The following is a 15,217-nucleotide window of genomic DNA, read 5'->3' on the forward strand; positions in this document are numbered from 1 at the left end:
ATGAACAACCCCGGCCGAATCTTGATCGTGGATGATGAACGCAAACTGGTGCGCTTGTTGTGCAACGTGTTTACGTCCACCGGGTTCAAGGTGCTGACCTGCCTCAGCCCCGAACAGGCCGCCGGCCAGGTGGCCCTCGAGCAGCCGGACCTGATCATTCTGGACATCATGTTTCCGGGCTCCATGGATGGGTACGCGATCTGCCGGGAGATCCGCGAGTTTTCCTCCGTGCCCATCATTATGTTGACCGCCAAGGTTCGGGACGCCGACAAAATTAGCGGATTCGATGCCGGCGCAGATGATTACGTCACCAAGCCTTTCAATTCGAAAGAATTGGTGGCCAGGGTGCGCGCGCTGCTCAAACGTGCGCAGGTGACTCAACCGGCCGAAGGCCTGACTGATCTTCACCTGGGCCGGCTGCGCATCCAGCCGGCCAACCATCGCGTGAGTGTGGATGGCGCAGAAGTTCACCTTACACCGATCGAATTCAATCTGCTGATCAAACTGGCCCAACACCACGACCAGGTCATGACCCACGAGCAGCTCCTGACCTCCGTCTGGGGCCAGGATTACGCAAACGATACCGAGTACCTGCGCGCGTTTATCTACAATCTGCGCAAGAAAATCGAAATCGATCCTTCACACCCGAATTTGATCATCCGTTGCCCGGGCGTCGGGTATTCGCTGGTCACACCCAGGGAAGAATAATCCTGTAGCTGCGGATAGCCTATGCGATCCCTGTAGTTGCGAACCGCCTGTCCCCGAAGGGGAGCGTGTCCGCTCTTTGGGCGTCGGTCGGATCGACGCCCTGTGGGCACGCGTAACCAGGTTGGGAGGGATGCCTTGCCATCCTTTGACGTATGGGTCCATACGGGTTGGGTCGACACATAGGTCGACCGCTACGAAGAAAATGGTCGACCCCCGTACCGGGTGCAGGCACGAAGGTCAACCCACGATAAGGATGGGGCATTGCCGAAATCCGGGCATCCGCCCACGCGGGTTGGGTCGGCACGCAGGCCGACCGCTACGAAGAAAATGGTCGATGCCGTTCCGGGTGCAGGCGCGCAGGTCGACCACAACAAAGAAAACGGATTCTGCTTTTTTTCACGTAATCTTTATGCAGGGATCGTATTTCTTTTCCAATTCTTTATGTAAAAAATGTACCCTTTAAGTGACAGATTCCTCGGCATTACCGGTTCAGGGGGATGAACTTAATATCCGTATTTCTTCTCGAGCAACCAAAGGAGCAAAGTACGGATGGATATTTCAATCGATGAAATCGATCAGATCATCAACCAGGAAGCCTTCGGCGAAGGCTCGTTGATTGCCGCGCTCGAGGCCATCCAGGCGCGCTACAACTTCCTGCCTTCCGAGGCCATCATCCTGGCCAGCGACCGCTTCGGCGTGCCGCTGTCGCAGATCTACTCCGTTGCCACCTTCTACAACGCCTTCAGTCTGAAACCCAAGGGCAAACACTGCCTGCAGGTGTGCATGGGCACCGCCTGCCACGTGCGCGGCAGCCCGCAGGTGCTGGATCGCATCCAGACCAAGCTGGGCATCGAACCCGGCGAAACTTCGCGCGATCACCTGTTTACGCTGGAGACGGTCAACTGCCTGGGCGCGTGCGCGCTGGGGCCGATCGTGGTGACGGATGGCGAATATTCCGGCCAGATGAACGTCCAGAAAGCCGACCAACTGCTGAAGACGATCCTGCGAGCGGAGGTGAAGGCATGAACCGCCTGCAAACCGTCCCGGAATTTCAGCAGTGGCAGCATTCGAAGGCGGCCGAAAACGACCCGCAGCGTCCCCTGGTCACCGTTTGCGGTGGCACGGGGTGCCGGGTGTACGGCAGCGAGAAGGTGTGGGAGGCTTTCAAGGCCGAACTGGCCCGCCAGGGAATGGATGCAACCCTGGCCTACGATGTGAAAGTGACCGGCTGCCACGGTTTTTGCGAAAGAGGTCCCCTGGTGGTGATTCGCCCGCAGGGGATTTTTTATTCACACGTCCGGGTCGAGGACGTGCCGGAGATCGTCTCGGAGACCCTGCAGGCGGGGCGGGTCATCGAACGCCTGCTGTACGTCGACCCGCTGACCGGCCAAAAGATCACCCACGAAGACGAGGTGCCTTTCTACAAACATCAGAAACGCCTCATCCTGGAAAAGAACGGCAACCTCGACCCGGCCCGGATCGACGAGTACATTGCCGCGGGCGGTTATTCGGCACTGGTGAAGGCGTTGACCACGCTCACGCCGGAGGAAGTGATCGCCGCCGTGCGTTCGGCCGGCCTGCGCGGGCGGGGTGGGGCCGGCTTCACCACCGGCGTCAAATGGGCGCTGTGCCGCGCCAACGTGCTAAAGACCGGCGCCGGTTACATCGTGTGCAACGCGGATGAGGGCGACCCGGGCGCTTACATGGACCGCTCGGTGATGGAGGGCAACCCGCACTCGGTCATCGAAGGCATGCTGATCGGCGCTTACGCCATGGGAATCCACCAGGGTTTCGTTTACATCCGCGCCGAATACCCGCTGGCGGTCAAGAACCTGCGCCAGGCCATTCATCAGGCCGAGGATTTGGGACTGCTGGGCAGGAATATCCTGGGCAGCGGCTTCGACTTCAACCTGAGCGTGCGCCTGGGAGCGGGCGCCTTCGTGTGCGGTGAGGAGACGGCGTTGATGGCCTCCATCGAGGGGCGCATTGGGGAACCTCGCCCGCGCCCGCCGTATCCGGCCGAAGAAGGCCTGTGGGGCAAACCCACCAACATCAATAACGTCAAGACCTGGGCGGCGGTGCCCATCATCCTGCGCCAGGGCGCGGACTGGTATGCCAGCATCGGCACCGAAAAAAGCAAGGGCACGCTGATCTTTTCGGTCGTCGGCAAGATCAACAATACCGGCCTGGTGGAAGTGCCGATGGGCATCACCCTGCGCGAACTGATCTTCGATATCGGCGGCGGCATCCCGAGGGGCAAGGCCTTCAAGGCCGCCCAGATCGGCGGGCCGTCCGGGGGCTGTCTGCCGGCCGAGCACCTGAACGTGCGGATGGATTACGAATCGCTGACCTCATTGGGCGCCATCGTCGGTTCGGGCGGGCTGGTGGTGGCGGATGAAGATACCTGCATGGTCGATTTCGCGCGCTACTTTATGACCTTCACCCAGCAGGAATCGTGCGGCAAGTGCGTCCCCTGCCGGATCGGCACCAAGGCCATGCTCGAAACGCTGACGAAAATCTGCAATGGGCAGGGTGAACCCGCAGACCTGGATTACCTGGCCGAGCTGGCAGCGCATATCCAGCGGTCGTCGCTGTGCGCCCTGGGCCAGACCGCGCCGAACCCGGTGCTGTCGACGCTGCGCTACTTCCGGGATGAATACGAGGCTCATATTTATGAAAAGCGCTGCCCGGCCAAAGTCTGCAAGGCGCTGATCACCTATTCCATCGATCCGCAGCGCTGCACGGGCTGCATGGTCTGCCTGCGCAACTGCAGCGGAAGCGCCATCCAGGGCGAGAAACAGAAACCGCACAGCATCGATCCGGCACGCTGCACGCGCTGCGGGGTCTGCCTGAACCTGTGCAAATTCGGCGCTGTGAGCGTGGCGTAAGGAGAGAGCATGATCTCTTTGACGATCGATGATAAATCCATCCGGATGACGGAAGGGCGCACCCTGCTGGAGGCCTGCCGCGAACACGGCATCCCCATTCCCACGCTGTGCTACCATCCGGCCCTCGAACCGTACGGCGCCTGCCGCCTGTGCATGGTGGAGCTGGACCTGCCGCAGCGCCCGCCGCGCCTGGTGGCGGCCTGCGTCTACCCGTGCGAGGAAGGGCAGGTGGTGCGCACGAACACCGAGCTGGTGCAGAAGAGCCGGCGCATGACGGCCGAACTTCTGCTGGCCGGCGCCGGGCAGGTGCCCGAGATTCGCGAACTGGCCGCCGAACTGGGCGTGCAGGAGGTGCGCTTCCGACTGGCCGAAGAAAACGCCTGCGTCCTGTGCGGGCTGTGTGTGCGGGCCTGCAAGGAGATTGTCGGCGTGGCCGCCATCAGCCTGATCGAGCGCGGCATGGCCAAGAAGGTCAGCGCGCCTTTCCAACTGGCTTCTTCGCGCTGTATCGGCTGCGGGACCTGCGTCCTGATCTGCCCGACGGGAGCATTCAAATTCGAGGAGGTCGCCGGGGCTCATAACGTTGAGCCGACCCTGGAGGGCTACCGGCGCGGTTATTACCGGGCCAGCGGCGAGGTCGATTTGCGGCCCAATTTTGTGCAGGATCTGACGGCCCTGCTGCGCACGCCGGCCGAACCGGACGAACCGAAGGCTTAGGAGGGAGCATGGCAGAAGAAGAACTCGTATCTCAGAGCGCTGCCCCGGAACCGCCGCGGGTGGGGGTGATCCTGTGCGAATGCGGCGCCATCCTCAGCGGGCGGCTCGATCCGGAAGCCTTGCAACGCCAGACCGCCGCCCTGCCGGGCGTGGTCTACGTCCATCACGAGGCCTTCCCGTGCAGCCGGGACGGGCAGGAACGCCTGCGCCGGGCCATTCGCGAGCAGAATCTGGAGCGCGTCCTGATCGCAGGCTGCGCGCCGCGCCTGGTCGAAAAACTCTTCCGGAACGCCGTTCGCGAAGCCGGCCTGGACCCGGGTTATCTGATGGTCTCCAACATCCGGGATGCGACCCAATTCTTCGAGGACGATCCGCAAGCTGCCCTGCGCAAAGCCTCCAGCATTATCGAAATGGGTGCGGCGCGACTCGGCACCACCCAGGCGGCGCTGCCGCGCTACGGCAAGGTGCAAAGGAGCGCGCTGGTGATTGGCGGCGGCCTGCGGGGTGTGAGCGTGGGGCTGGCGCTGGCGGAAAAGGACATCCCGGTTACGCTGCTGATTCTGAAGGAGGATGAGCGCGAGGACGATGCCCAGGGATTGGCGCGCGAGCGGCTTCAGGCCGCGCAGAATCATCCGCGCATCCGCCTGCTCGAGGATGGACGGCTGATTTCCGTTCGCGGGCATCCGGGTGATTATGAGGTCGAGGTGGACTCCGGCGGCCAGACCACCAGCATCGCGGCCGGCGCCATCATCGTCGCCAACGCATCCCGGCCCAAGGCGCTGGGCAGCGGGCACTGGTTCGACCGGGCGCGGGTCAAAACCCAGGCCGAGTTCGGGGGCGAACTGAAGGCCGCTGCGCAGCGCGGCGAGGGCCTGGGATTGAAGGACGTGGTCTTCATCCTGTGCGCCGAAGAAAGCCAGCTCAGCCACTGCTCCAGGGTGTGCTGCAATATCGGACTGCAGCAGGCCATTCGCGTCAAGCAGCTCGATCCGGAGGCGAACGTCACCGTCCTGTTCCGGGAACTTTACCTTTCGGGCATCGGCGGCAGCCAGGAAGCCGAACTGGTCCAGGCGCGCCGGCTGGGCGTGACCTTCTTCCGTTACGGCCAGAAAGCGGCTCCGGTGATCGGTGACAAGACCATCGACATCCAGGATATTCTGACCCGCGAACCGGTGCGCATCCCGTACGACCAGGCGGTCTTGAGCATGCCGCTCGTCCCGGCAGAGAGCACGCGCATGCTGTCGACCCTGCTGGGACTGCCCCTGGATGAATACGGCTTCCTGGCCGAGCCGCGCATCCGGCTGCGCCCGGGCAGCTATGCCGACCCGGGACTCTACGTATTGGGCAGCGCCCAGCAGCCCGCCGATACCGCCGAAGCGCTCTTCCAGGCCTACCTGACCGGCGCGCGCGCCCTGCGCTTCCTGAACCAGGACGCCATCCGGGTGGATTCGCCGATCGCGGAAATCGACGCCGGGCTTTGCACGGGCTGCGGCAACTGCCCGCAGGTCTGTCCGGCCAACGCCGTCCACCTCGAACGCCGCGACGGCATCCTTTCGCTCTCGACGATCGACGAACTGCTGTGCATCGGCTGCGGCAACTGCGTGGTGGTCTGCCCGGTGAAGGCCATCCGCCTGCCGGGCTGGGACAACCTGGAAATTCCGGCCCAGATCACGGCGGCTCTGGATGAGGCTCATTTCGAACCCGGCCAGTCCAAACTGCTGGTGCTGGCCTGCGAGTGGAGCGCGTATGGGGCAGCTGAATCCGCCGGACACCGCAAGATCACCTTCCCCGAGAATGCCCGCATCCTGCGCATGAATTGTTCGGCGCGCTTCGACCCGTTTCATATCCTGTGGGCCTTCCTGAACGGCGCCGACGGCGTCCTGCTGGGGGCCTGCAAACCGGGCGAATGCCATTACGGCATGGGCAACCTGTACGCCCGCGAACGGGTCGAGATGCTGCACGCGGAACTGGCCCAGCACGGCATCGATCCGCGCCGCCTGCGCCTTGAATTTTTCAGCGTTCAGGACGGCGAAAAGTTCTCGGCAGTTCTGGAAGAATTCCGACGCCAGATCGATACCGAGATGGCGGATCGTGGACAGATGCCCACCGGCGTGCACATGCCGGTGATTTCCCGGTAGAGGAGAACTTCGCCGTAAGGTTCATGGACGAGGAGGATGGAATGGTAAAACGCTTGGAAACCGAAGTTTGGGACCTGGATAACTGCTCGGGGTGCGGCATGTGCGTGGCTGCCTGTTCGAAGCAGGTTCTGGCCTGGGGGGAGGAAACCCATCCCGTGCGCCAGATGCGCACCAAAAACCTCGGGCTGTCCAAAACGACCCTGGACAGTTGCACATTCTGCCGCAAATTCTGCGAGGAAGTCTGTCCGCGCCTGGAGCACTGGCTGCCCATCGAGGCCCAATCGATCCAATCCGCGCACGCGCGCGGGCCGGTTTTCTCGGGCGCGCCGAACGATATCGCCCGGGCCGTGATCAGCGCCGGGCGCAGCGCCGGACTGCTGGACGGCATGATCATGCTCGATCTGGATCGCTGGAACCTGGAACCAGTGGCGCGCATCGGCAGCACGGTCGAACAGATCGTCGATACGATCGGCCCCCAGTACCTGTGGGCGCCCATTTTCGACGCCCTGAACGAGGCCGTCTTCGAGCAGAAGATGGAAAACATTGCCGTGATCGGCACGCCCTGTTCAGCCCAGGCGATTCGAAAATTACGCAGCTCGACCAACGAGCTTCTCAAACCGTATCAGAAGGCCATCCGCCTGAGTGTGGCCGTATTCTGCACCGGGATCTACAGGCCGGAGATGATCGACGAGGTGCTGGTCAAACGCATGAACGTCTCGCGCGATCAGGTCCGCCGGCTGGAGATTTCACCGGACCGGCAGTGGCTGCAGGCGACCTTGTGGGACGGCAGCGTGCGCACCATCCAGCGCCAGCAGGCTGAAAGCTTCACGCGCCCGGGCTGCGGCAAGTGCGACGATTACCTGGGCGAATCGGCGGACCTGGCCATCGGCACGTTGGGCGCGCCGGCCGGAACCTCCACGCTGATTGTGCGCTCGCAGGCCGGAGCTGTTTTCACGCGCAACGCCGTCCAGATGGGCCTGCTGGAGACCTCGCCAGAGGTGGATGTGCAGGCTCTGGAAGCCGCCGCTAGCGAAAAAGACCGCCGCGAACGCGCCCAGGCCTTCAAGGATCTCGAAATCCTGATGCTGGATGGACTGGTCGACCCTAAGAAACGCGCTGACGCCATTCAGCAGTTCATCCGCCTGTACCGCACGCCAGTCCGCCCCGGCGCAGTCGAAGCCTTCCCGCGCGGCTGCACGGGTTGCTGATCCCCCGACACAGGAGAGGTTCCATGACCACAAAAGATGTAAAAACCCAAAGCCTGCATGAGGTAAATTCCTACCTGCGCGCGGGCGTCAACGGCACCCCGCTCACCCTGAACAACGCCAGCCACCTGCACGGCCTGGCGGCCGGACTGAAGCACGGCGAAGTCGTGATCGAGGGAGACGCCGGCGATTACCTGGGCGTGCTCAACGCCGGGGCGACCATCCGGGTGACCCGGGATTCGGGGAATTATCTGGCCGATAACATGACCGCCGGCACGGTCATCATCCAGGGCAATGTGGGCTACGGCGCCGCGCAGTACTGCTATGGCGGAACCGTCCTCATTCACGGCAACGCCGGCGACTTCACCGGAACCATGAACAAGGGCGCCGTCATCATCGTCAACGGGGACGTGGGCGACGAGGTCGGCACGTACATGCTCAAGGGCGACCTGATCGTGATCGGGAACGCCGGAGAGAACTTCGCCAATTACCTGATCCGCGGTTCGATCTACCTGGGCGGCGAATACCGCTCCCTGGGACACAACACCCGGCTGGTCCCGATGAGCGAGGAAGACGTTGCCAAACTGCAGGGCTACTTCGAGCATTACGGCATCCAGGCGGATGCGGCTCATTTCAAGAAGATCGTCGCCGCCTCAGAGAAACCGTTTTATCACTAAACGCTGCGAGCCGACCGGGAAAATTGGATCGCTCGATGAGAACTGGAGGATAACATGCCTATCGTGGGAGCCTTTTGTGTCAGCATCAACCGGGAAACCTGCGTCAACGCGCGCATGCCGGGCAAGTGCGCCACCTGCGCGGACGTCTGCCCGCACGGCGTTTACGCTCTCGACCTGACCAGCGGCGAGATGAACGTGCAAAACTTCAACGCCTGCGTCGGCTGCCGCATTTGCGCCGAATTCTGCCCGGCGAATGCCATTCGCATCAATCCCGCCGAACCGGAATATTTCACGCGCTATCCGTGGACCTTCTCGACCGTGGAGGAGATCCACTACAAAGCCCAAACGGGCGATTACCTGCTGCGCGGGTTCGGCACCGCCGGCCAGACCCCCAACTTCGATATGATCACCGTCGTGCCCAGCCAGATCGCCAGCGCATCGCCGCGGGATAAATATCGCGAGGAATGCGACATGCAGGTTGTGATCGGCGAGGACACCTGCGAGCAGCCCATGGTGCTCAAGCAGCCCTTCCTGTGGCCGGCCATGTCGTTTGGCGCGCTGAGCAAGGAAGCCAAGCTGGCCCTGGCCATCGCCGCTGCCCAGACCGGCATTGCCACCAACACCGGCGAGGGCGGGCTGGTGCCCGAGGAAGCCTGGCTTGCGCGCGGTTTCAGCGATTCGAAGATGGCCAGGCGGGCCTGGGAGCCGGGAGGTTATTTGATCATCCAGTGGTCCACCGGGCGCTGGGGCGTTTCAGCCGATTACCTGAACGCCGGCGACGCCGTCGAAGTGAAGATCGGGCAAGGCGCGAAACCCGGCATGGGCGGCCACCTGCTGGGAGCCAAGGTGACCGAAGAAGTCTCCCGCGTGCGCGGCGTGCCGGTCGGTTCGGATGCGCTCAGCCCGTGCCGTTACTACGATGTGCAGACCCTGGACGATATCAAGCACATGGTGGCCTTCATCCGGGATGTGACCGACAATCAACGCCCCATCCTGTTCAAGCTGGGTCCGTCGCGCCCCTACGCCGACGTGGCGGCCTGCATCGAGGCCGGTGCGGATGCGATCAGCCTGGACGGCCTGGTCGGCGGGACGGGCTGCTCGCCGGATGTGGTGACGCAGGGCGTCGGCATCCCGACCATCGCCTGCATTCCACCCGCGGTTCAGGCGCTCCAGGATTACGGCGTGCACCACAAGGTGAAGCTGATCGCTCTGGGCGGCATCCGCAACGGTTTGGACGCCTACAAGGCGCTGGCGCTGGGCGCGGACGCGGTCGGTTTCGGCTCGGCGGCCGAGATTGCCCTGGGCTGCCGGGTATGCTACGCCTGTCACAAGGGCAACTGCCCGTACGGCATCACCAGCCAGAAGGCTGAATTCCGCAGCCGGCTGGATCCGGTCGAAGGCGGCCAGCGCCTGGCGAATTTCATCCATGCCTGTAGTGAGGAAGTCAAGATTCTGACCATGCTCTCCGGGCACGTCAGCATCAAAGAGCTGTCGCCCGAGGACCTGCGTGCCATGGACCTCAACACCGCCGCCCTGACCGGGCTGAAACTGGTTGGTTACGACCGCCCGCTGCCCATCTGGGAAAATGGATATACGGCCGGAAAAGGCGGTGGAAACGGCCACAAGTAATTCGGGCCTGGCCGGACCACTGTCTCAGGCATTTGATTCCGCACCAATCCGTTGGATTGAGATGGAAGGACCCGATGGCTGATGCTTCCGTGGAACAATCGCTGGCTGATTCGCTGGTGCATGCGGCAATCACCGATTGCGCTGACCAGAGTTATTCGGGCAATACCGCCCAGGTGTTGGAGATGCTTCACCAGGGGCGCTGCGACGTTTGCCGGGTATTCACCAACCATCTGATCATCCATCTCGTCCGTTACCTGAGCCAGGTGGACAGGAACCTGAAGGCGGTGGTCAAGTACGAACCGGAGCCGGCCCTGCACAATCCAGCGGCAGCCAGCGTTCACCTGCCCTCGCGCCAGAGCGGCATCAACCTGATTGCGTGGGTGGACCGCAAGAGCGCCGCCCTGACTTCATTGAACGCCACGCTGGAGACTGCCCTGTGCGGGGCGCGCCGCGAGCTGGGTTGCCCGAACTCCCAGCCGGCCTGCTTCAACCTGGACATGCAAATGGTCGATGACCGCGAGGTTTTCGAAGGACGCGGCTATGGATTGGTGGTCAGCCAGCCCTTCCTGCGCTCCATGCAGGTCTGGAAGCGTTCTGATCTGGAAATAGGGCCTGAGGGCGGCCTCAGCAGCGCCGGCCTGGGTGGCGCGCCGACCACGCTGACGCTGGAGCTGACGCCCGAATCGGTCCTGTTCGAACGGGCCTTCGCCATCGAAAAGATGCCGCCCGGCGAACGCCAGATGCTCGAACCGCACCTGCGCGAGTTGAAAGTCACCCTGATCCGGCGCCTGGTCAGCGACCAGTTGGCCTACATCAACGTCGCCAAGGACTGGCTGACCATCGGCGACCTGTTCGAGGTTTACCAGCACCGCATCAGCAGCGGCAAGATCGGCGGGAAAGCGGCCGGGCTGGTCTTTGCCGGGCGCATCCTGCGCGAAGTCGCCGACGAAGCGTTACGCGAGTCGATCGTCATTCCGACCTCCTACTTCCTGGGTTCGGATTTGATCTATATCTTCATGGCGATGAACGGCCTGATGCACTGGAACAACCAGAAATACAAACCCGAAGAGAAGATCTACAGCGAGTATCCGCTCATCTGCGAGCAGTTTGCCGCCGGGCATTTTCCGCCCGAAGTTGTCGAACGGCTGAAGGAAATCCTGGCCGAAATGGGCCCCAAACCGCTCATCGTGCGTTCCTCCAGCCAGCTTGAGGACAGCTACGGCACCTCGTTCGCCGGAAAATATGAAAGCTTCTTCTGCCCCAACCAGGGGACGTCGGAGGAAAACCTGCGCGCCCTGACGACCGCCATCGCCAGGACCTATGCCAGCACATTGAACCCGGATGCGCTGCTCTACCGGCGCAGCAAGGGCTTGCAGGATTACGATGAGCGCATGGCGGTGATCATCCAGGAGGTGCAGGGGCAGGCGTGCGGGCATTATTACCTGCCCTTTGGGGCCGGGGTGGCGTTCAGCCACAACCTGTTCCGTTGGGCGCCGCAGATTCGGCGCGAGGACGGCTTCGCGCGCCTGGTGTGGGGGTTGGGGACGCACGCCGTCGAACGCGGCGGCAACGATTACCCGCGCCTGATCGCCCTCAGCCACCCGACACTCCAGCCGGACGACGACCCGCAGGCCATCCGCTATTATTCGCAGAAATTCGTGGATGTCATCGACCTGCAGGAAAACACGTTCAAAACCCTGCCCGTCAAAGAGCTGCTGGATTCAAATTATCCGCCGCTCAAGTACCTGGTCCAGATCGAAAACGACGGTTATTATTCGACGCCGCGTTCGCGGGTGATGAGCGATGAACTGCCCCGGGCCGCGATCACCTACGACGAACTGCTGCGCCGGACGCCGTTTGCCAGGAATCTGTCGCGCGCACTGAAAATCCTGGAGGAGCACTACCGGACGCCGGTGGACGTCGAATTCACGGTCCGGATTCCGGACCCGCCTTTGCCGGTGTGCCCCGTTCAGATCACCCTGCTGCAGTGCCGTCCGCAGAGCCAGTTGATGCTGGTGCTGCCGGACGTGGTGCCGGCGAATTTGAAACCCGAGGACATCATTTTCTCCACCCATTTCATGGTCCCGCAGGGCTATCTGCCGAATGTGCGCTACGCCATTTACGTCGACCCGCAAAAATACTTTGCCCTGCCCGGCGACGCTGAACGCGCGGAGCTGACCCGTATCATCTCGCAGCTCAATCACCTGCTGGGTGCCAAGACATTCATCTGCGTCGGGCCGGGGCGCTGGGGGACGACCAACCACGACCTGGGCGTCTTCGTCAATTACGCAGATGTGTTCAATGCCGGCGCGATGATCGAACTATCCGGCACCGGCGGCGGTTCGGCCCTGGATTCGTCCTTTGGCACGCATTTCTTCCAGGATTTGATGGAAGCCCAGATCTATCCGCTGGCCATTCAGTTGGGTGAAGAGCGCACCTTCTTCAACCGGGATTTCTTCGAGAAAGGTCCCAACCACCTGCCCGAACTGATCAGCGCCAGCCCTGGGGTGGCGGAGGTGATCCGCCTGGTCGAGGTGGCGTCCTACCGCCCGGATACGCACATGGAAATTTATTTTGACGGCGATAAAAACCACGCCATCGCCTACCTGGCGCCGGATCACTAATCCTGCCGGTCTGGTGAGGGGCGATTCGATGAAAAATCCTATTCTTCCGGCTCGAGCACCATGCCCAGGAAGCGCTGGATCTGCCGATCCCAGAAGGGCCAATCGTGGCGGCCGTCTTCTTCGTGATAATCCAGCGCCACGCCCAACGATTGGCAGCGGGACTTGAATTGCAGGTTTGTCGGGAGGAGATCGTCCTGTCTGCCGCAGGCGGCGAACAGCCGGGGTAAGACGGATTTGTTCTGCGCCGCGCGTTCCAGCCAGACAGACGGGTCGTGCTCGCTGCCGGGCAGCCGGTTCAGGTCGCCGAACAGAAGCTCGAACTCCGTCTGGCGCTGGTCGCTGGCATGGGCGGCCCAGATATCCATCGACAGCACGCCCGAGAAGCTGGCCGCCGCAAAATAACGTTCCGGGCGCAGCAGCGCGGCCTTGAACGCGCCGTAGCCGCCCATCGAGAGTCCGGCGATGAGCGTTTTCTCCCGCCCGGGTTGGATGCCAAACACGTCTTCCAGGTAACGCGGCAGTTCCTGGGTCAGGTAGGTAAAATAAGCCTGCCCGTTGGGTTGATCGATGTAGAAACTGCGTCCCACCGAGGGCATGACTACCACCAACCCGTACCGTCTGGCAAGGATTTCGATCGTGGAGAAGCGCGACCAGGCACTGGCGTCGTCGCTCAGCCCGTGCAGCAGGTAAAGCACCTTGCGCTCGCGCACCGGAATGCCACGCATGGCGCCCGGCTCGGGAACGATAATATAGAGCGGCAGGTTGACCTTGAGATTTTCCGCTAAATGATCCATTCGAATCAGCGCCATGGTTCTTCTCCAATCCATCCAAAGGTTCGGCATAAAGATCAAGAGGATAAAACGACCTTTTATTATAACAACCATCCAAAGAGAAAATTGAACAAAAAGGATAGAGTTTAAACTAGACCTTTTCCTCCGGCATCCGGTCTATAATTCAAATCGCCCGCGTTGGTTTCACGATCACAGCCTTAATTATGGAGATACCCGAATGGATAAACACAGCCGCGCGCTTTTCAGCGACGCCATTCTTCACGAAGCCCTGCAACGTTTTGACGGATGCCCGGAGGAGGTCGTTGCCCTGGATGGATTCGAGAACTTCATCTATGAAATCCAGGTCGAAAAACAACCTCGCATCCTGCGCATCGTTCACAGCCTGCACCGCAAACCGCAGATGATCGCGGGTGAAATCGATTGGATCAACACCCTGGCGAATCACGGCGTGAGTGTACCGCGCGCGCTGCCATCGACCGGCGGCCGACTGGTGGAGGTCATCCCGGCCGCAGACGGATCGGTGTTCTCCGCAGTGACTTTCGAAAAGGCGCCCGGCCGCCCGCCGCGCCGCGAGGACTGGACTGACGGGCTGCCCGCGACGCTCGGGCGGATGCTGGGCCGGATGCATGCCCTGGCCAGGGATTACCGTGTGCCAGACCCGGACATCCGGCGCCCCGAAATTTTCGCCGACCTGGAAGGTTTCGCCCGGCGCTACCTGCCGGCCGGTGAGGAAACGGTCATCCGCAAATATGACGAATTGCTGGCCTATCTGCACACCCTGCCCACCACGCCGGACGTGTACGGGTTGATCCATCAGGACGCGCACGGCGGAAATTTCTTCGTACAGGACGGCAAGATCACGCTCTTCGATTTCGACGACTGCCTGTACGGCTGGTATGCTTACGATATCGCCATGGCGCTTTTCTACGTCCTGCCCCTGCACTGTACGCAAAAAGATTGGGAGTTCGGGCGCAATTTTCTGGCGGAATTCCTGTCGGGTTACCGGCTCGAAAATTCGATCGAGCCTTTCTGGCTGGCGCAGATCCCGTATTTCCTTAAGCTGCGCGAAATCGATCTGTACATCGCCATCCACCGCAGCCTGGATTTGAATCACCTGGATGCGTGGTGCGCAGATTTCATGCGCGGACGCAAGGAGAATATCGAGAACGATGCGCCCTACTTCGCGTCGGCGCAGGATTTCGTCGCTTTACTGCCCTGAGCGCGCCGCCGGTTTTCGATTCCCGGCGAGATATTGGTATCTCTTCAGAACCAAAAGCGGATAAAATTACAGTAATCATTGCCAGACGGAGGATTTCCATGACGGATGAAACGAATGAGAGTATCGCACCCACCGAACCGATCGATGAAATCCATGGCACAGCCGATCACGTCGCGGCGCGGGATGCCCATATCACGGACAGCCTGATCGGCGCCGTGCAGGCCGAGGGCAGCGCCAGCATCACCGATTCGGCCTGCGGCGCCGTCGTCGCCGGCCAGGGCGCGCAGGTCGAGAACAGCTTCAGCCAGGCGGTCGTCGCGGGCGCCGGGATCGAGATGAAAAACAGCGGGGGCGGCATCCTGGTCGCCGGTGCCGGCATCGACCTGCAGAACAGCTCGACCGGCATCCTTTACAGCCGGAAGGCTAAAGTCGAGAACAGCACCATTGCCGTCCTGCTCACCCCGCAGGCCGAACTGGGCCAGAACGTCAAGGTGCAAATGTCAACCGTCCAGGCCATTGCTTTCGGCGCGGCGTTTGGGCTGTTTGCCGGGTTGCTGGGATTCCTGCTGCGAAGAAGACGGTAAGGGAAAATCGCTATTGCTTTCACTTCTGTAAAAATTC

General features: G+C 61.9%; 12 protein-coding genes. 11 read left to right on the forward strand and 1 reads right to left on the reverse strand.

The annotated features are described in order from the left end of the window. From LARV_RS07315 to LARV_RS07355, 9 genes are all read left to right on the forward strand, one after another. On the forward strand, positions 1-708 hold the full coding sequence (locus LARV_RS07315) for a response regulator transcription factor (protein WP_075073021.1): 708 nt from the start codon (positions 1-3) through the stop codon (positions 706-708). Between the two features lie 549 nt (positions 709-1,257). After that, positions 1,258-1,734 (forward strand): NADH-quinone oxidoreductase subunit NuoE family protein, encoded by a 477-nt coding sequence (locus LARV_RS07320; RefSeq protein WP_075073022.1) that lies wholly within the window; start codon positions 1,258-1,260, stop codon positions 1,732-1,734. After that, positions 1,731-3,596 (forward strand): NADH-quinone oxidoreductase subunit NuoF, encoded by a 1,866-nt coding sequence (locus LARV_RS07325; protein WP_083522400.1) that lies wholly within the window; start codon positions 1,731-1,733, stop codon positions 3,594-3,596. Before LARV_RS07320 ends, LARV_RS07325 begins: the two co-directional genes overlap by 4 nt. 9 nt (positions 3,597-3,605) lie before the next feature. Further along, complete coding sequence (locus LARV_RS07330) at positions 3,606-4,313, forward strand: 2Fe-2S iron-sulfur cluster-binding protein (RefSeq protein ID WP_075073023.1); 708 nt, start codon at positions 3,606-3,608, stop codon at positions 4,311-4,313. 8 nt (positions 4,314-4,321) lie between these two features. Further along, positions 4,322-6,451: a hydrogenase iron-sulfur subunit gene (locus tag LARV_RS07335; protein ID WP_075073024.1), complete on the forward strand. Its 2,130-nt coding sequence runs from the start codon at positions 4,322-4,324 to the stop codon at positions 6,449-6,451. 41 nt (positions 6,452-6,492) lie between these two features. Then, the gene (locus LARV_RS07340) at positions 6,493-7,659 is read left to right on the forward strand and encodes a Coenzyme F420 hydrogenase/dehydrogenase, beta subunit C-terminal domain (RefSeq protein ID WP_172797810.1); all 1,167 of its coding nucleotides are present in this window, start codon (positions 6,493-6,495) and stop codon (positions 7,657-7,659) included. Positions 7,660-7,682: 23 nt separating this feature from the next. Next, the gene (locus LARV_RS07345) at positions 7,683-8,333 is read left to right on the forward strand and encodes a GltB/FmdC/FwdC-like GXGXG domain-containing protein (protein WP_075073026.1); all 651 of its coding nucleotides are present in this window, start codon (positions 7,683-7,685) and stop codon (positions 8,331-8,333) included. Between the two features lie 54 nt (positions 8,334-8,387). Then, positions 8,388-9,962: a glutamate synthase-related protein gene (locus LARV_RS07350; protein ID WP_075073027.1), complete on the forward strand. Its 1,575-nt coding sequence runs from the start codon at positions 8,388-8,390 to the stop codon at positions 9,960-9,962. Positions 9,963-10,036: 74 nt separating this feature from the next. Further along, on the forward strand, positions 10,037-12,586 hold the full coding sequence (locus LARV_RS07355; RefSeq protein WP_075073028.1) for a PEP/pyruvate-binding domain-containing protein: 2,550 nt from the start codon (positions 10,037-10,039) through the stop codon (positions 12,584-12,586). A 38-nt stretch (positions 12,587-12,624) separates the two neighbouring features. Here LARV_RS07355 and LARV_RS07360 read toward each other — a convergent pair whose 3' ends face one another. After that, positions 12,625-13,395: an alpha/beta hydrolase gene (locus tag LARV_RS07360; RefSeq protein ID WP_075073029.1), complete on the reverse strand. Its 771-nt coding sequence runs from the start codon at positions 13,393-13,395 to the stop codon at positions 12,625-12,627. 199 nt (positions 13,396-13,594) lie between these two features. On the opposite strand from LARV_RS07360, the gene LARV_RS07365 reads away from it, so the two are divergent. Next, positions 13,595-14,596 (forward strand): phosphotransferase enzyme family protein, encoded by a 1,002-nt coding sequence (locus tag LARV_RS07365; protein ID WP_075073030.1) that lies wholly within the window; start codon positions 13,595-13,597, stop codon positions 14,594-14,596. A 98-nt stretch (positions 14,597-14,694) separates the two neighbouring features. After that, entirely contained in the window at positions 14,695-15,180 is a 486-nt protein-coding gene (locus tag LARV_RS07370) for a hypothetical protein (protein ID WP_075073031.1), read from the forward strand. The last annotated feature ends 37 nt before the right edge of the window (positions 15,181-15,217 follow it).

Source organism: Longilinea arvoryzae (assembly GCF_001050235.1).
GTDB lineage: Bacteria > Chloroflexota > Anaerolineae > Anaerolineales > Anaerolineaceae > Longilinea > Longilinea arvoryzae.